This window comes from Nocardia sp. NPDC058640, from assembly GCF_042716995.1.
GTDB lineage: Bacteria > Actinomycetota > Actinomycetes > Mycobacteriales > Mycobacteriaceae > Nocardia.
Genome location: NZ_JBHXRG010000029.1, coordinates 9,119 through 29,177, shown reverse-complemented (window position 1 = coordinate 29,177; position 20,059 = coordinate 9,119). Strand labels below are relative to the sequence as shown.

The following is a 20,059-nucleotide window of genomic DNA, read 5'->3' as shown; positions in this document are numbered from 1 at the left end:
TCTCAGAGCAGTCCGCCACCGAGCAGGCCACCGTCGTCGGAATCCGGAGCGGTGGTGCCCGAGGAGTCGCCCAGCAGGCCCGTATCCGTCGCGCCGAGACCCGGACCGAAGGCGCCACCCACATCCACTGCGTCCAGCGAGCCGGTCAGGCCGCCGGTGGTGTCGGTCAGGCCGCCGGTCGCGGCACCGGTGGTATCGGTGACCGCACCGGTCGCGGCGCCGGCGGTATCCGCCAGTCCGCCGGTGGCGGCTTCGGTGGTGTCGTACACCGGAGCAGTCGGCGCCGGTGTCGGCATCGGGGTGTAATCCAGGCCGGGCAGCGGGCCGGTATCCGTTGCGCCACCGACGGTGTCGGTGACCGTGGAGCCGAGACCGGACGTGGTGTCGAAGGGGGCACCCGAACCGTTCAGGTCGGTCGGGACACCGCCACCGAGCAGGCCGCCGTCGCCACCGAGGAGACCGCTGGTGACACCGTCGACGGTGCCGAAGCCGGTTTCCAGGCCGGACCCGACCGCGTCGGTCGCGCCGCCGAGCAGGCCGCCGGTGGTGTCGGTGGGCAGGATGCCCGCGGTATCGGGCAGCACGTCCACGCTGGGGACCAGGCCGTCGCCGGTGGGCAGGACGCCGCCCAGATCGTTGGTCGGCAGGCCACCGGTGATGCCACCGAGGTCGCCGGTCGGGAGGTTGCCGGTCAGGCCACCGAGGTCGCCTGCCGGAAGGCCGGCATCGCCGGTGGGCAGGACCCCGCCGAGCAGGCCGGCGGTCGGCACATCGCCGTCGCCGGTGGGCAGGACACCACCGAGCAGGCCGCTGGGCAGGTCCGCGTCGCCCGCGGTCGGCAGGACTCCGCCGAGCAGGCCGCCGCCGGACGAGTCGCCGGTCAGGGCTCCGGTCACCGCGTCGAGGGGAGCGAAACCGGTTTCCAGGCCGGTGCCCGACGGGTTCGGCTCACCGGGTGCGATGCCGGACAGATCGCCGAGGCCGGTGGCCAGACCGGCGTTGTCGAACGTGTTGCCCAGATCGAAGCCCAGATCGTCGTCGCTCAGCGCTGCCAGGCCCGCGGTGGTGGCCGCGGCGCCGGTCAGGGCGCTGGCGGCATTGGCCGCGGAAGCCGCGCCGTCGGACGCCGCCGAGGTGGCCGAGCTGTACGGCGAGGAGTTCGTCGAACCGGTGTTGTCGTGCGTGGAACCACTGAGGCCGCTGCTGAACAGGCCGGCCACCGCGGTCGGGTTGAGCACGTCGGTCATGCCGTTCATGACCCCGCCCACGCTGTCGACATTGCCGCCGACACCGGTGATGTCCTCGAAGTTGGAACCGTTGATCAGGCCGTCGATCAGGTCGTTGCCGATCGGGGACTGGTCGATCGCGGCACCGATGCCATTGGCGGTGATGTCCTGGAACACCGCGCCGTTGAGAACGTCGACCACACCGTCGTCGACCGCGTCGTTCAGGATCGGGGACTCGTCGATCGCCGCACCGATGCCATTGGTGGTGATGTCCTGGAAGTTGGCCGCACCGAGCAGGCCACCCTCGCCACCGAGCAGACCGGACGCGACACCGCCGTCGATCAGATCCGCCGCGCCACCCGCGCCACCGATACCGGCCACGCCACCGTCGAGCACATCGTTGAGGATCGGAACATTCGACTCGTCGATCGCGGCGCCGATGCCGTTGGCGGTGATGTCCTCGAAGTTCGCCGCACCGAGCAGGCCACCTTCACCACCAAGCAGGCCGCTGGCGACGCCACCGTCGACCACGTCGTTGAGGACGTTGGACTCGTCGATCGCCGCACCGATGCCGTTCGTGGTGATGTCTTCGAAGACCGCCCCGCCGAGCAGACCGGAGGCGATGCCACCGTCGATCAGATCCGCCGCGCCGCCCGCGCCACCGATACCGGCAACGCCACCGTCGAGCACGTCGTTGAGGACGTTGGACTCGTCGATCGCCGCGCCGATGCCATTGGTGGTGATGTCCTCGAAGTCGCCGCTCAGGACGCCGCCCGCCAGGCCGGTGACCACCGCGCCATTCGCGATGCCGCCCAGGTCGTCGACGTTGCCGCCGATGCCGGTGATGTCCTCGAACGCCGCGCCGTTGAGCACGCCGCCCGCGCCGGCCAGACCACCGTCGCCGCTGAGCAGACCACCCGCGAGACCGGTCACGTCACCGGTGTTGGTCACGTCGCCCAGGGCGCCGCCGATACCGGTGATGTTCTCCACGTCGACCAGGTCGGTGAAGGTGGATTCGTCGATCGCCGCACCGATGCCGTTGGTGGTGATGTCCTCGAAGTCGCCGCTGAACACGCCGCCCGCCAGGCCGGTGATGTCACCGTCGACCAGGCCGCCGCCGAGCAGGCCACCCAGTGCACCGGTCGCGGCACCGTCGCCACTGAGCACGCCGCCCGCCACACCGGCGATGCCACCGTCGTTGACGTTGTTGAGGATCGCGCTCTCGTCGATCGCCGCGCCGATCCCGTTGATGGTGGTATCGGTCGCGCCACCGAACAGGCCGCCGTCGCCGCCCGCACCGAGCAGGCCGTTGCCCACGCCCGCCGCGCCGAGCAGACCGCCGTCGCCGTTCAGGACGCCGCCCGCACCGGCCAGACCACCGTCACCGTCGCCGGCCAGGCCACCCACGATGCCGCCGACCACGTTGCCGTTGCCGATGCCGCCGCCCGCGGCGAGATCGTTGAGGACCGAGCTCTCGTCGATCGCCGCGCCGATGCCGTTGGCGGTGATGTCTTCGAACGTGTTGCTGGACAGGATGCCGCCGTCGACCACATCGGTCACGTCGTGGGCGCCGATGCCGGTCAGGTCGCCGCCGACCAGGCCGCTACCCAGAGCGCCGGCCAACGCGCCGTTGCCCAGGCCACCGAAGTTGTTGAGCGACTCGTCCACCTGGCCGCCGATGCCCTGGATCTGCACGTCCTCCCAGGCACTCGCCACACCATTGCCGATGCCGCCGATGTTGTCGCCGATGCCGTTCACATCGTTGAGTCCTGCGCCGAAAATGTTGTTGCTGCCGCCGATATTGATGTCGCCCATGTCAGTCACATCCCCAATGCCAGAAAGGTCAAGGTCGCCTACCACGCCGGTCAGGTCGCCGATCGAGCCGACAACGCCGGTCACATCTCCCGCAATGCCACCGGCAACACCAGTCACATCACCTGCAATTCCACTGATGTCACCGACAGAGCCGGTCACGTCGCCGATATCCAGGTCGCCGATCAGCCCGGTAGCACCGGTGATGTCACCGATGGAACCGGTCACATCGCCGATGACGCCACCGACACCGGTGAGGTCACCGACAGAGCCGATCAGGTCACCACCGACACCGGTCACATCGGCGATGCCGGTGACGATGCCGGTCAGGTCGCCGGTGAAGGCGGCCACGTCACCGGCGATACCGGTGAAGTCTGCGAAGAAGCCGGTGAGGTCACCGAACGAACCGGTGAGGTCACCGCCGATACCGGTGATGTCGGCGACGAAACCGCCGATCTCACCGCCGAATCCGGTCAGGTCGCCGAACGAGCCGGTCACGTCGCCGAACACGTCGGACAGGTCGCCGCCGATGCCGGTCACCGAGCCGGTGAGGTCACCGAGCGAACCGGTGATCCCGGTGAGCGATCCGCCGACACCGGTCAGGGAGCCGGTGATGTCGCCGACCGAGCCACCGATGCCGGTGAGAGAGCCGGTGAGGTCACCGAACGTGCCGCCGATGTCGCCGACCGAACCGCCGATGTCACCGATGGATCCGCCGATGCCCGCGATCGAGCCGACCAGGTCGCCGCCGACGTTCACCACGTCGCCGAAGCTGCCGGTGATGCCCTCGAAGGTGTTGTTCCAGTCGCCCGACACCGACACCAGGTCGCTCACCAGGCCGCTGCCGAAACCGGTGATGTTCAGCGCGTTGTCGCTGATGCCGGCGATCATGCCCGACCAGTCACCGGAGACGCCCGCGACATCGCCGACCAGATCGCTGACATTGAAGTCGCCGAAGGTGCCGGTGAGATCGCCGAAGGTACCGCCGACGTCGCCGATCATGTTCGACCAGTCGCCGAACACTGTCGTCACATCGCTGAAGGAATCGGTGATTCCGGACAGCCCGCCTGCCACGCCGGTCACGTCGCCGACCCAGGTGATGTCGCCCAGCAGGCCGCCGGTACCGCCACCACCCCCTCCGCCGCCGCCACCATCGCCGCCGATGATGCCGGTGATGTCGCCGATCGTGCCCGTGATGTCGTTGCCGCTCAGAGGTCCGGTCATGTCACCCACCGTGCTGGTCAGGTCACCGGCAATGCCGGTCACGTCGTTGATTCCGGTCAAGTCGCCGCCGACGCCGGTCAGGTCGCCGATGGAACCGATCAGGGCTCCACTCGGGTCGGCCGTGATGTCGCCGATGGTGTTGGTCAGGTCGCCGGTCAGGATGTCGCTGACCGTGCCGACGTTGGTGAGATCGCCGATCACGTCGCCGTTGATCAGGCCGGCGGTGAGGTCGCCGGTGCTGCCGACGTCGGTCAGGTCGCCGGCGATGCCGGTGAGGTTGCCGACGTTGGTGAAGTCGCCATCGATCAGATCGCCGGTGATGTCGCCGACGCCGGTCAGGTCACCGACGAGGTCACCGCCTACGAGGTCTCCGGTGATGTCACCGACCGAACCGACATTGGTCAGGTCGCCGTTGAGGACGCCGCCGACGAGGTCGTTGTCGGTGATGTCGCCGTTGATCAGGCCGCCGGTGATGTCACCGATGCCATTGAGGTCGCCCGCCACGCCGGTCAGGTCGCCCACCAGGCCACCATCTACGAGATCGCCGGTGATGTCACCGATCGAACCGATGCCAGTCAGGTCACCGACCATGTCGCCGCCGACCAAGCCACCCGTGATGTCGCCGATCGAACCGACGTTCGTGAGATCGCCGACCAGACCACCGTCGATGAGATCGCCCGTGATGTCACCGACGCCATTGAGGTCGCCAGCGACACCGGTCAGGTCGCCCACCAGATCGCCACCAACCAGGCCACCGGTGATGTCGCCGACCGAGCCGTCGATGAGGTCGCCGGTCACATCGCCGATCGAGCCGATGCCGGTCAAGTCGCCGCCGACGAGGCCGCCGGTGATATCGCCAATCGAACCGACATCGGTGATGTCGCCGTTGAGGAGGCCGCCTGCTACGCCGGCCACGTCGCCGATTGCGCCGATACCGGTCAGGTCGCCGCCGGTGATGTCGCCGACGACACCGCCGATGTCGCCGGTATTGGTGATGTCGCCGACCAGGCTGCCGATGTCACCGGTGTTCGTGAGGTCGCCAACGAGGCCGCCGATATCGCCGGTATTGGTGATGTCGCCAACGAGGCCGCCGATGTCACCGGTGTTCGTGAGGTCGCCGTTGAGGACGCCGCCGACGAAGTCGTTGTCGGTGATGTTGCTGAGGATGTCGCCGTTGACCAGGCCGCCCGCGACACCGGTGATGTCGCCGGAGTTGTCGAACAGGTTGCCGGCGATGCCGGTCAGGTCCAGGCCACCGATCAGGTCGCCGCCGATGAAGTCGCCGCCGATACCGGTGACCGCGGCGGCCAAGCCGGTAAGGCCGATCAGGTTCGTGATGTCGCCGGTGTTAGTCACGTTGCCGACGTTGTCGACCAGGTCGCCGGTGAGCTCGTTGTCGCTGATGCCGCTGAGCACGTCGCCGTTGATCAGGCCGGCGATGTCGTTGTCGGTGATGTCGCCGACGATGTCGCCATTGACGACGCCGCCGGTCGCGCCGGTGATGTCGCTGAGGATGTCGCCGTTGACCACGCCGCCGGTGACCGCCGAGAGGTCGTTGAAGAAATCGCCTGTGAGAACACCATTTTCGGTGATGTCGCCGACGTCGAGCAGATCGCCGGTCACATCCCCGTTGATCAGGCCACCCGCGACACCGGTGATGTCGCCGACGTCGTTGAGCACGTCGCCGTTGATCAGGCCACCGGTGATGTCACCGTCTACGAGGTCGCCCGTGATGTCGCCGATCGAGCCGACATCGGTCAGGTCACCGACGATGTCGCCGTTGAGGATTCCGCCGGCGACGCCAGTCAGATCGCCGTTCACCAGGCCGCCGGTGATGTCGCCGGAGTTGTCGATCAGATCGCCGGTGAGATCACCGTTGACCAGTCCGTTGGTCAAGTCGCCTGCCACGCCGGTGATGTCGCCGTTCACGAGCCCGCCGGTGACGTCGCCATTCACCAGGCCACCGGTGAGATCGCCCGCCACGCCGGTGAGATCGCCGTTCACCAGGCCGCCGGTGATGTCGCCGGTGTTGGAGATCAGGCCACCCGCGATGCCGCTGAAGTCACCGTTGGTGATGTCGCCGATCACGTCGCCGTTGACCAAGCCCGCGGTCAGATCGCCTGCCACGCCGGTCAGGTCGCCGCCGATGATGTCACCGTTCACGAGCCCGCCGGTCAGGTCGCCCGCCACGCCAGTGAGATCGCCATTCACCAGGCCGCCGGTCAGGTCGCCTGCGATGCCGGTGATATCCCCGTTGAGGATGCCGCCCGCGACGCCGGCGATGTCGTTGTCGGTGATCGAGCCGACCAGGCCGCCGATGTCTCCGGAGTTGTCGAGCAGATCGCCGGTGATGTCGCCGTTCACCAGGCCACCTGCCACGCCGGTCAGGTCGCCCGCGACGCCCGTCACGTCGAGCAGATCGCCCGTGATGTCACCGTTGACGAGGCCACCGGCGATACCGGTCAGCCCGCCGTCGATCAGATCGCCGGTGATGTCGCCATCGATGAGGTCGCCGGTGATGTCACCGGTGTTGGAGATCAGACCACCTGCGACGCCGGTGAAGTCGCCGTTGGTGATGTCGCTGAGGACGTCGCCGTTCACGAGGCCGCCCGCGACACCGGTGAGGTCGCCCGCGACACCGGTGATGCCGCCGTCGACCAGGTCACCGGTGATGTCACCGTTCACCAGACCGCCCAGCCCGCCGTCGATCAGATCACCGGTGATGTCGCCATTGGTGATGTCACCGATCACGTCGCCGTTGACCAGGCCGCCCGCGACACCGGTGAGATCGCCCGCGATGCCAGTGATGTCGCCGTTCACCAGACCACCCGCGATGCCGGTGAGCCCGCCGTCGATCAGATCGCCGGTGATGTCGCCGTTGACGAGGCCGCCGGTGAGATCGCCTGCCACCCCGGTCAAGTCGCCGGTGTTGCCGGTGATGTCACCGACCGAGCCGATCAGGCCACCGATATCGCCCGAGTTGTCCAGCAGGTCACCGGTGAGATCGCCCGCGACACCTGTGATGTCGCCGTTGACCAAGCCCGCGGTCAGGTCGCCCGCGACACCAGTCAGGTCGCCGGTGTTGGTGATGTCGCTGAGGACGCCGCCGATGTCGCCGGAGTTGTTCAGCAGGTCGCCTGCAACGCCTGTCACGTCGCCGTTGACCAAGCCGCCCGCGATGCCGGTGAGATCACCGTTGACGAGGCCGCCCGCCACGCCGCTCACATCGCCTGCGATGCCGGTCAGGTCACCGGTGTTGGTGATATCGCTGAGCAGGTCGCCGTTGTTGGTGATGCCGCCGACCACGCCGCCGATGTCGCCGGAATTGTCGACCAGGTCGCCGACCACCGTGCCCGAGTTGTCGAGCAGGTCGCCCGCGACGCCGGTCACGTCGCCGTTGACCAGGCCGCCTGCGATGCCGGTGAGGTCGCCACTGTTGCCGGTGATGTCACCGACGATGTCTCCGGTGTTGTTCACGAGTCCTCCTGCTACGCCGGCGATATCGCCGTTGTTGGTGATGTCGCCGACCGAGCCGATCAGGCCACCGATATCGCCGGAGTTGGTGATGTCACCGACCACGCCACCGATGTCGCCCGAGTTGTCCAGCAGGTCGCCCGTCAGGTCGCCGCTGTTGCCGGTGATGTCACCGACCGTGCCGATCACGCCGCCGATATCACCGGTGTTGGTGATGTCGCTGAGTACGTCCCCGTTGACGAGGCCGCCGGCGATGCCGGTCAGGTCGCCGTCGATGAGGTCGCCGGTGATGTCGCCATTGAGGATTCCGCCCGCGATGCCCGCGAGGTCGCCGTTGTTGGTGATGCCGCCGACCACGTCGCCGGTGTTGCCGGTGATGTCGCTGAGCAGGTCACCGCCGACGCCGGTCAGGTCACCGTTGATCAGGCCTCCGGTGATGTCGCCGGTGTTGGTCAGGTCGCCGATGATGTCGCCGTTGACGACACCGCCTGCGACGCCGGTCAAGTCGCCGGCGATGCCCGAGATGTCGCCGGTGTTGTTCACCAGTCCACCCGCGACACCGGTGAGATCGCCCGCGACACCGGTGACGTCGCCGTTGACCAGTCCGCCCGCGATACCGGTCACGTCGCCCACCGAGTTGGTCCAGTCGCCGACCGAGAAGACCAGGTCGTCGACGTTGTCGGAGATGCTGCCGATCGAGCCGGAGTTGTCGAGCAGGTCGCCTGCGATGCCGGTGAGGTCGCCCGAGTTGCCGGTGAGATCCCCTGCGATGCCCGAGATGTCGCCGATCGTCCCGGTGATGTCACCGGAGTTGTCGATCAGATCCCCTGCGACGCCGGTGAGGTCACCGCTGTTGCCGATGTCGCCGACCGAACCGATCAAGTCACCCGCGATTCCGCTGATGTCGCCGGTGTTGTTGACCAGGCCGCCCGCGACGCCGGTGATCGTGCCCGCGTTGTCGATCAGGTCGCCGGTCACGTCACCGTTGATCAAGCCGCCGGTCACATCGCCGTTGATCAGGCCACCAGCCACTCCGGTGAGGTCGCCTGCGACACCGGTGAGGTCACCGGAGTTGCCCGTCAGGTCGCCTGCCACACCGCTGACATTGCTCAGGAGGTCGCCGCCGACGCCGGTGATGTCACCGACCGAACCGATCAGGCTGGGGTCTCCGACGATGCCGGTGAGATCGCCCGCGACACCGGTGATGTCACCGGAGATTCCGCTCAGGTCGCCGGTATTGCCGGTGATGTCACCGACGGATCCGACGAGATCGCCTGCGATACCGGTGAAGTCGCCCGAATTGCTGAGCAGCCCGCCTGCCACGCCGGTCACGTCGCCGACGGTGTTGGTCAGGTCGCCGGTGTTGTTCACGAGACCGCCCGCGATGCCGGTGAGATCGCCGGAATTGCCGGTGAGATCGCCGGCCACGCCGGTCACGTCACCGATCAGGTCGCCGCCGACACCGGTCACGTCGCCGATCCCGCTCAGGTCACCGGCCACACCGGTCAAGTCGCCCGCGATGCCCGTGAGATCGCCCGAATTGCTGAGCAGCCCGCCCGCCACGCCGGTCACATCGCCGACCGTATTGGTCAGGTCGCCGGTGTTCACCAGCCCGCCCGCGATTCCGGTGATGTCGCCTGTGTTGCCGGTCAGATCGCTGAGCAGATCGCCACCGACACCGGTCACATCGCCGATACCGCCTGCTACGCCGGTGATATCGCCTGCGATTCCGGTCAGGTCGCCGGTGTCGATGAGGTCGCTGACCGAGTTGGTGAGGTCGCCCGCTACGCCGGTCACGTCGCCGGTGATCCCGGTCAGGTCGCCAGTGTTGCCGGTCAGGTCGCCCGCAACTCCAGTGATGTCACCGACCGAACCGATCAGCCCACCCGCGATACCGGTGATGTCACCGGAGTTGCCGGTCAGGTCGCCGACTGTGTTGGTTACGTCGCCCAGGGTGTTCGTCAGGTCGCCGGAGTTGCCGGTGATTCCGCTCAGCAGGTCGCCGCCGGTGAGGTCGCCCGCCACGCCGGTCACGTCGCCGATCGAGCCGATGCTGCCGGTGACGTCGCTGATGGAGTTGGTGAGGTCGCCTGCTACGCCGGTCACGTCGCCGATCGAACCGACAGTCTGGGTCAGATCGCCCGCGACTCCAGTCACGTCGCTGATCGAACCGACCGTCTGCGTCAGATCCCCTGCCACGCCCGTTACGTCGCCGACCAGGTCGCCGCCGACGCCCGTGATGTCGCCGACCGAACCGAGTGTGTTGGTGACGTCGCCGACCGTGTTGGTCCAATCCCCCACGGAGCCAACGGTTCCGAGCACATCGCCTGCAACGCCCGTGACGTCGCTGATCGAACCGACGGTGTTGGTCAGGTCGCCTGCCACACCGGTGAGGTCGCCGGCGACTCCGGTGACGTCACCGATCGAACCGACGGTCTGGGTCAGGTCACCCAACGTGTTCGTCACGTCGCCGATCGAACCGACGGTGTTCGTCAGATCGCCTGCGACACCTGTCACGTCGCCGACCAGATCACCACCGACCGCGGTGAGATCGCCGATCGAACCGACGGTATTGGTCAGGTCGCCTGCCACGCCGGTCACGTCGCTGATCGAACCCACCGTCTGCGTCAGATCCCCCGCGACGCCAGTCACGTCGCTGACGTTTCCGATGGTCTGCGTCAGATCGCCCAGCGTGTTCGTCACGTCGCCGATCGAACCGACCGTGTTCGTCAGATCGCCAGCGACGCCCGTGAGGTCGCCCGCGACGCCGGTCACGTCACTGATCGAACCCACCGTCTGCGTCAGATCCCCCGCGACACCAGTCACGTCGCTGACGTTGCCAATGGTCTGCGTCAGGTCGCCCAGCGTGTTCGTCACGTCGCCGATGGAACCGACCGTTTGCGTGAGGTCGCCGGCCACGCCGGTCAGGTCACCGACCGTGTTGGTCACGTCGCCGATCGAGCCGACGGTCTGGGTCAGGTCACCTGCGACGCCGGTGAGGTCGCCCGCGATACCTGTCACGTCGCCGATCGAGCCGACGGTCTGCGTCAGGTCACCCGCCACACCGGTCACATCGCTGATCGAACCGACCGTGCCGGTCAAGTCGCCGGCCACTCCGGTGAGGTCGCCCGCGATGCCGGTCACGTCGCCGACCGAACCCACTGTCTGCGTGAGGTCGCCGGCGACACCGGTCAGATCGCCGAAGGTATTGGTCACGTCGCTGATCGAGCCGATGGTCTGGGTCAGATCACCGGCGACACCGGTCACGTCGCCCACCGAACCGACCGCACTCGTGACGTCGCCGACCATGTTGGTCCAATCACCCACGGAGCCAACGGTTCCCGTGACGTCGCCGACGGAGCCGATCACGTCGCCCGCGACACCGGTCACGTCGCCGACGTTGCCGATGGACTGTGTCAGGTCACTCACGGTGTTCGTCACGTCGCCGGCAATGCCGGTCACGTCACCGACCGAACCGACCGTGTTGGTCAGATCGCCTGCGACACCGGTGAGGTCGCCCGCCACGCCGGTCACGTCACTGATGGAGCCCACCGTCTGCGTCAGGTCGCCTGCGACACCGGTCACGTCGCCGACCGTGTTGGTCCAATCACCCACGGAACCAACGGTTCCCGTGACGTCGCCGACCGAGCCGATCACGTCGCCCGCGACGCCGGTCACATCGCTGATGGAGCCGACGGTGTTGGTCAGGTTCCCAGCCACTCCGGTGAGGTCGCCGGCCGTGTTGGTCACGTCGCCGATCGAACCGACCGTCTGTGTGAGGTCACCTGCTACACCGGTCACGTCACTGATCGAGGCGACCGTTCCGGTCAGGTCGCCTGCGACGCCGGAAACGTCGCCGACCGACTGGGTGAGGTCGCCGACCGTATTCGTCCAATCGCCCACACTCTGGGTGAGATCGCCCGCCACGCCGGTCACGTCGCCGACCGAACCGACCGTGCCGGTCAAGTCACCGGCAACCCCCGTCAGGTCGCCGGCGATCCCGGTTACGTCGCTGATCGAGCCGACCGTTTGCGTCAAGTCACCTGCGACACCGGTCACGTCGCTGATCGAGCCGACGGTGTTCGTCAGATCGCCCGCGACCCCGGTCACGTCGCTGATGTTTCCGACCGTGTTCGTCAGGTCGCCCGCAACACCGGCGATGTCGCCCACCGAACCGACCGTGTTCGTCAGGTTGCCAGCCACGCCGGTGAGATCTCCCGCGACACCGGCGATACCGCCGGTCACGCCGGTTACGTCGCCGACCGTCTGCGTCAGATCGCCCGCTACACCGCTGACGTCGCCAATCGAGTTCGTCAGGTCGCCCGCAACACCGGCTACATCGCCGACCGAACCGACCGTCTGCGTCAGGTCGCCCGCTACGCCGCTGACGTCGCTGATCGAATTGGTGAGATCGCCCGCCACCCCCGAAACATCGCCGATGGACTGCGTGAGGTTGCCGACCGTGTTGGTCCAGTCGCCCACCGAGCCGACATTGCCCGTCACATCACCGACGGTCTGAGTCAGGTCGCCGGCAACTCCGGCGATACCGCCCGACACCCCGGTCACGTCGCCGACCGTCTGCGTCAAGTCGCCCGCGACGCCGGTCACGTCGCCAACCGAACCGACGGTGTTCGTCAGATCGCCGGCCACGCCGGTGAGGTCGCCCGCGACCCCGGAAATGTCGCCGACCGTCTGCGTGAGGTCGCCCGCGACGCCAGTCACGTCGCTGATCGAACCGATTGTTTGCGTCAGGTCGCCTGCCACGCCCGTCACATCGCCGACCGAGCCGACCGTGTTTGTCAGATCGCCGGTCACTCCGGTCACCGAGTTGGTAAGGTCGCCCGCCACCCCGGCGATTCCACCGGAAACGCCGGTCACGTCGCCGACGGAGCCGACCAGGTCGCCCGCCACACCGGTCACATCGCCGACCGAGCCGACTGTCTGCGTGAGGTCGCCGGCGACGCCGGATACGTCGCCCACGGAACCGATCACGTCGCCGGCCACGCCCGTCACGTCGCTGATCGAACCGACTGTCTGCGTCAGATCGCCTGCTACGCCGGTGAAGTCACCCGCGATGCCGCTGATGTCGCTGATCGAATTGGTGAGGTCGCCCGCCATGCCCGAAACGTCGCCTACCGACTGAGTGAGGTCACCCGCGACCCCGGAAACATCGCCCACCGAGTTGGTGAGGTTTCCGACTGTGTTGGTCAGGTCGCCGGTCATGCCGGTGATGTCGCCGATGGTGTTCGTCCAGTCGCCGACGGAGCCGACGGTGTTCGTGAGATCGCCTGCCACACCGGTCACGTCGCCGACCGAGCCGAGTACGTCGCCCGCGACGCCGGTTACATCGCTGATCGAACCGACGGTGTTGGTCAGGTCGCCTGCCACACCGCTCACGTCGCTGATGGAGTTGGTGAGGTCACCCGCGACACCAGTTACGCCGCCCGCGATGCCGCTGATATCGCCGACCGAGTTGGTGAGATCGCCGGCAACGCCGGATACGTCGCCGACCGACTGGGTGAGGTTTCCGACCGTGTTGGTCCAATCACCCACGGACCCAACCGTGTTGGTGAGATCGCCTGCCACGCCCGTGAGGTCGCCCGCGACACCCGCGATGTCGCCGACCGTGCCGACGGTGTTCGTGAGGTCCCCGGCGACGCCGCTCACGTCGCTGATCGAGCCGACCAGGTCGCCCGCGACACCGGTCACGTCACCGACCGAACCGACCGTCTGCGTGAGGTCGCCCGCTACTCCGGTCAGGTCGCCCGTCATGCCCGTGATGTCGCCGACCGTCTGCGTCCAATCTTGTACGGAGCCAACCGTGTTGGTGAGATCGCCCGCCACGCCGGTGACATCGCCGACCGAATTCGTCAGATCGCCGGCAACACCGGAAACGTCGCCGACGGAACCGATCAGGTCGCCCGCTACTCCGGTCACGTCGCCGATCGAGCCCACCGTCTGCGTCAGATCACCCGCGACACCGGTGAAGTCACCCGCGACACCGCTGATCGAATTGGTGAGGTCGCCTGCGACGCCGGAAACGTCGCCGACCGTGTTGGTGAAGTTTCCGACCGTGTTGGTCAGGTCGCCCGCTACTCCGGTGACATCGCCGACCGAGCCGACGGTATTGGTGAGGTCACCCGCCACGCCGCTCACGTCGCTGATCGAACCGACCAGGTCGCCCGCGACACCGGTCACGTCACCGACCGAACCGACCGTCTGCGTGAGGTCCCCTGCGACGCCGGTCAGGTCACCGGTCATGCCGGTGATATCGCCGATCGTGTTGGTCCAATCTCCCACGGAGCCAACGGTGTTCGTGAGGTCACCCGCCACGCCGCTCACGTCGCTGATCGAGCCAACCAGGTCGCCCGCGACACCGGTCACGTCACCGACCGAACCGACCGTCTGCGTGAGATCGCCTGCGACGCCGGTCAGGTCACCGGTCATGCCGGTGATGTCGCCGATCGTGTTGGTCCAATCTCCCACGGAGCCAACGGTGTTCGTGAGGTCGCCCGCTACGCCGCTCACGTCGCTGATCGAACCGACCAGGTCGCCCGCGACACCGGTCACGTCACCGACGGAACCGACGGTGTTGGTGATGTCGCTGATGTTTCCGACGGAGTTGGTCAGGTCGCCTGCGACTCCGGAGACGTCGCCGGTGATGCCGGACAGGTCGCCGCCGACGCCGGTCAGGTCGCCCGCTACGCCGCTGATCGAGTTGGTGAGGTCGCCTGCGACTCCGGTGAAGTCACCGACCGACTGGGTGAGATCGCCTGCCACGCCGCTGATGTCGCCTACCGAGTTGGTTACCTCGCCGACCGAACCGGCGATGCCGGTGACGTCGCCTGCCACGCCGGTGAGGCCGCCTGCGATGTCGCCCACCGAGCCGACGGTGTTCGTCAGGTCGCCCGCCACGCCGGTCACGTCGCCGACGGAGCCGACCGTGCCGGTGACGTTGCTGAGCAGGTCGCCGCCCACGCCGGTGATGTCGCCGACTGTGTTGGTCCAATCACCAACGGAACCAACAGTATTGGTGAGGTCGCCCGCCACGCCGGAGATGTCGCCGGTCATGCCGGTCAGGTCGCCCAGGGTGTTGGTGACGTCGCCGACCGAACCGACTGTGCCAAGGAGGTCGCCGCCGACACCGGTCACGTCGCCGATGCCGCCCGCGATTCCGGAGATGTCGCCGACCGTGTTGGTCAGGTCGCCCGCTACGCCGGATACATCGCCTGCCACGCCGGTCAGGTCGCCTGCCACGCCGGTGATGTCGCCGACGGAGCCGACCGTGTTGGTCAGGTCGCCGAAGGTGTTGGTGATGTCGCTGATGGAGCCGATGTCGGTGATATCGCCGACCGAACCGACCGTGTTGGTCAGGTCGCCCGCGACGCCGGTCAGGTCGCCGATGGAGCCGACGTCGGTGATATCGCCCGCTACGCCGGACAGGTCACCGGCAATCCCAGTGATGTCGCCGATGGAACCGATGGTGTTGGTGAGGTCGCCAACCGAACCGACTGTGTTGGTCAAGTCGCCCGCGATGCCCGTGACATCGGTGATGGACCCGATATCGGTGACGTCGCCGGCCACGCCGGTGAGGTCGCCGCCGATGTCGGAGATGTCGCCGATCGAGTTGGTGATGCCGCTGACGTCGCCGGCCACGCCGGTCAGGTCGCCCGCCACGCCGGATACATCGCTGACGGAACCGACCAGGTCGCCCGCGACACCGGATACGTCGCCCACGGAACCGACGGTGTTGGTCAGGTCGCCGAAGGTGTTGGTCAGATCGCCCGCAACGCCGGTGACTTCGCCCACCGAGCCCGCGATGCCGGTGATGTCGCCGACGGTGCCGAACACGTCGCCGACCGAGCCGAGATCGCCGCCTACACCGGAGATGTCGCCGACCGAGCCGACGACGTCGCCCGCGACACCGGTCACTCCCCCGGTGATGCCGGTCAGGTCGCCTGCGACGCCGGTCAAGTCGCCCGCGACACCGGTCACGTCGCTGATCGAGCCCAGGTCGCCGCCTACCGCGGTGAGGTCGCCGATCGTGTTGGTCAGGTCGCCGGCCACGCCGCTGACGTCGCCGCCGATCACGTCACCGACCACATTGCTCACGTCGCTGATCGAGCCCAGGTCGCCGCCTACCGCGGTGAGGTCGCCGATCGTGTTGGTCAGGTCGCCGGCTACGCCGCTGATGTCGCCGATCGAGCCCAGGTCGCCTGCCACGCCGGTGAGATCGCCTGCCACACCGGTGAATTCGCCGACGGAACCTGCGATTCCGGTGATGTCGCCGACCGAGCCGACCGACTGCGTGATGTCGCCGACGGAGCCGATGCCGCCGTCGAGGACGTCGCCGACCGAGCCGACGTTGCCGACCACGTTGCTCACGTCACCGATCGAGCCGACACCAGCGACCACGTCACCGACCACGTTGGTCACGTCGCCGACGGAGCCCACGCCCGAGATCACATCACCCACCGAACCGACGTCCCCGCCGATCACATCGCCGACCACGTTGGTCACGTCGCCGCCGACCACGTCACCGACCACACTGCTCACGTCACCGATGGAGCCGACGCCTGCGATCACATCGCCTACCGAACCGACATCGCCGACCGAACCGAGTACGTCGCCGCCGATCACGTCGCCCACCACGCTGCTCACGTCACCCACCGAGCCGACACCCGAGATCACGTCACCCACCGAGCCGACATCGCCGACCACGTTGGTCACGTCGCCCACCACGCTGGTCACGTCGCCGATCGAACCGATGTCGGTCAGGTCGCCCACCGAGCCGCCGGTGATGTCGCCGACGACGCTGCTGATCGAGCCGATGTTCTGGGTGACGTCGCCTACCGAGCCGACATTGCCCACGTCGGTGAGGTCGCCAACGACATCGCTCACATCGCCGATGGAACCGACGTTGGTCAGATCGCCTACGGACCCGACGCCCGAGATCACGTCACCCACCGAGCCGACATCGCCGGCCACGTCGCCCACGACGCTGCCGACGGAGCCGATGTTCTGGGTGACGTCGCCTACCGAACCGACGACATTGCCGACGTTGCCCACATCGGTGAGGTCGCCGACTACGTCGCTGACATTGCCGACCCCGCCGACCACGTCACTGACGTCGCCGATATTGCCCACGTCGGTCAGGTCCCCGACCACGCTGCCGATATTGCCTACGTCGGTGAGGTCGCCGACCACGTTGCTGACGTCGCCGACGTTGCTGATTCCGCCGACGACTTCGCTGATGTCGCCACCAATATTGCCCACGTTCGTCAGGTCGCCGACGTTGGTGACGTCGCCGATCACTTCGCTCACATCGCCGATCGAGCCCACGTCGCCGACGACGGATCCGACGACATTGCTCACGTCGCCGACCGAGCCTGCGCCGTTGAGGACATCGGTGATGTTGCCGGCGACATTGCTGATGTCACCGATCGAGCCGATATCGCCCGTCACATTGCTCACGTCGCCGACCACGTCGGTCACCGAGCCCGCACCGTTGAGTACGTCGGTGACGTCGCCGATGCCGATGTCGCCTGCCACGTTGCTCACGTCGCCGACCACGTTGCCGATGCCGCCGTCGATCAGGTCGCCGGTGATGTCGCCGATGCTGCCCACGTTGGTGAGATCGCCTGCGACGCCGGTGATGTCGGAGATCGAGCCGATGTCGGTGACGTCGCCGATCGCGCCCGCACCGTTGAGGACATCGGTGACATCGCCGACGTTGCCCGCCACATTGCTCACGTCGCCGACGACATTGCTGATATCGCCCACGGAGCCGATGCCCGTGACAACCTCGCTGACGTCGCCGATCGAGCCGACATCGCCTGCCACATCGGTGATGTCGCCGATCGAGCCGATGTTGCTGAGTACCTCGGTCACGTCACCGCTGTTGGTGATCACGTCGGTGACATCGCCGATCGAGCCGGCGCCGTTGAGGACATCGGAGACGCTGCCGATGGCGGAGTCGTTGAGTACGTCGGTCAGGTTCGTGTCGCCGACAACCTGATTCACGTTGCCGACCACGTTGCTCACGTCACCGATGGAGCCCGCTCCGTTGAGGACGTCGGTCAGGTTCTGGTCTCCGACAACCTGATTCACGTCACCGACAACACTGCCGATGGAACCTGCCCCGTTCAGCACATCACCGACGGTGCCTGCGTCGATGTCGGTGATCCCACCGAGCACGTCGCCGACCGAGCCGACGTTGGTGACGTCGCCGAGCACATCGCCGGTGTTCGTCACGTTCGACAACACATCGCCCACCGAACCGACGTCGGTGATGCCGCCGACAACGTTGCTCACATCGCCGATCGAGCCTGCCCCGTTGAGCACATCGCTGACCGCGTCGAGGTCGGTGATGTCGCCTACCGAACCGATGTTGGTGATTCCGCCCAGCACGTCACCAACCGACCCGGCATCCACCAGGTCGGTCACGTCGCCGATATTCGAGTTCTGGATGACGTCGCTCACGGAGCCGACGTTGCTGAGAATGTCTCCGACAGAACCGATTCCGGTGATGCCGCCGAGGTCGGTGATGTCGCCTACCGAGGCGACGTTGCCGAGTACGTCGCCCACGGTGGTGACGCCGCCGAGTACGTCGCCGATGCCGCTGATGTCGCCGGCCGAGCCGATGACTTCGCTGACGTTGCCCACGTTGTTGAGCGTGGAGATGAAGTCGCCGATGGCCAGCTCCGACAGCACGTTGCCGAAGTCGCCGAAGTCGTTGAATACGTTGCTGATCGGGCTGATGCCGTTGAGGACGCCGCTGACGCCGCCGAGCGAGCCCGAGACCACCGAGACGGGGGCGCTGAGGTTGCCGATCAGAGCGTCGCCGATCTGGACCGCGTTGAACGCGTCGGTCATCTCCGTGGCGATCTGGGCGGCTTGGTTGAAGGCGTCGATGCCGGTGATGTCGCCGAGGGTGCTGCCGTTGGCCAGGCCCGCGATGTCGCCGATGTTCGCGCCGCTGATCAGGTTGGTGACGTCGCCAACGGTGTTGCCGCCCAGCAGGTCTCCGACGTTGGCGCCGCTGATCAGGTTGGTGACGTCGCCGAGGGTGTTGCCGCCGCCGATCACGTCGCCCAGGCCGGTGATGTCGCCGAGGTTGCCGACCGTATTGGTGAGGTCGCCCAGATTGCCCACGTCGGTGAGGTCGCCGAGAGTGTTGGTGAGGTTGCCGACGTCGCCCAGGTTGCCGAGCATGTTGGTGACGTCGCCGACGTCGCCGAGGCTGTTGGTCAGGTTCGCGATGTCGCCCAGGCCGGAGATGTCGCCGACGGCGTTGGTCAGGTTGCCGACGTTGCTGAGGGTGTCGCCGAGGTGCCCGATGCTGCTGAGGGTGTCGCCGAGGTTGCCCAGGTTGTTGAGGGTGTCGCCGACATTGCCGAGGGACACGACCTCGTTGAGCGTGTCGCCGAGGTTGCCCACGTTGCCGAGATTGCCTACGTTGCCCAGGCTGCCGATGTCGCCGAGGTTGAGCCCGCCGACGTCGGTTCCGTTGAGCAGGTTGCTGACCGGGTCGCCGTTGAGCAGGTTGCTGACCGGATCGCCGGTGAGGATGTCGGGGCTGAAGATCTCGTTGTCGCCGTTGCCCTGATTGTTGGTGGTGTTGCCGCTATTGGTGTTGGTGGTGTTGCCACTGTTGGTGCTGTCGCCACCGTTCCCGCCGTTGCCACCGCCACCGTTGCCCCCACCGGGAGCTCCCGGTCCACCGGGTCCACCGGGCCCGCCCGGCCCACCATTACCGCCGCCACCATTTCCGCCGCCGCCGTTGCCACCGTTGCCGCCACCACCATTACCGCCGTTGCCACCGCCACCATTTCCCCCACTACCGCCACGGCCACCGCCGCCACTACCGCCCGCACCACCATTGCCCCCACCGGGGCCCCATGCCCCACCACCGGCTCCACCCGGTCCGAACCAACGTCCCGGCCCGCCGAAGAACATCGCGGGCCCGGCCCCGTACCCGGCATATCCACCGAAACCGCCGGCTCCACCACCGCCACCACCGGTGGCCCCGTACCGACCTGCCCCGCCGTACCCACCGGCGCCGTATCCGCCGGTCCCGGCCCCGACGATCCCACGAAGTCCCGCGCCGCCACCGTCACACACCGATCGCGCGACCATCGGCGCGCAGGCAGCGATGTACTGCGGAGTCGCGCACAACTGGGCCTGTTCGATGACCTTGTCGGGCGCGTTGCAGTAGGCCGCCGCGGCCTTGGGGTCGCGCAGCAGATCGAGAATGAACTGCAGAATCGCGTTCTCCATGGGTGTGGTCATCGAAATCAGCTCCTTCGTGAATCGGCACGATG

1 protein-coding gene is annotated in these 20,059 nt (G+C 67.3%); it reads right to left on the bottom strand.

Annotated elements, in window-relative coordinates; all coding sequences use genetic code 11:
- Nucleotides 1–2: 2 nt before the first annotated feature.
- Nucleotides 3–20,027: a hypothetical protein gene (locus ACFWU5_RS23835; RefSeq protein WP_379268947.1), complete on the bottom strand. Its 20,025-nt coding sequence runs from the start codon at nucleotides 20,025–20,027 to the stop codon at nucleotides 3–5.
- Between the last annotated feature and the right edge of the window lie 32 nt (nucleotides 20,028–20,059).

Excerpts from the sequence above, each read along its gene's own strand:
- ACFWU5_RS23835 (WP_379268947.1), bottom strand. The coding sequence starts at position 20,027 with ATGACCACACCCATGGAGAACGCGATTCTGCAGTTCATTCTCGATCTG.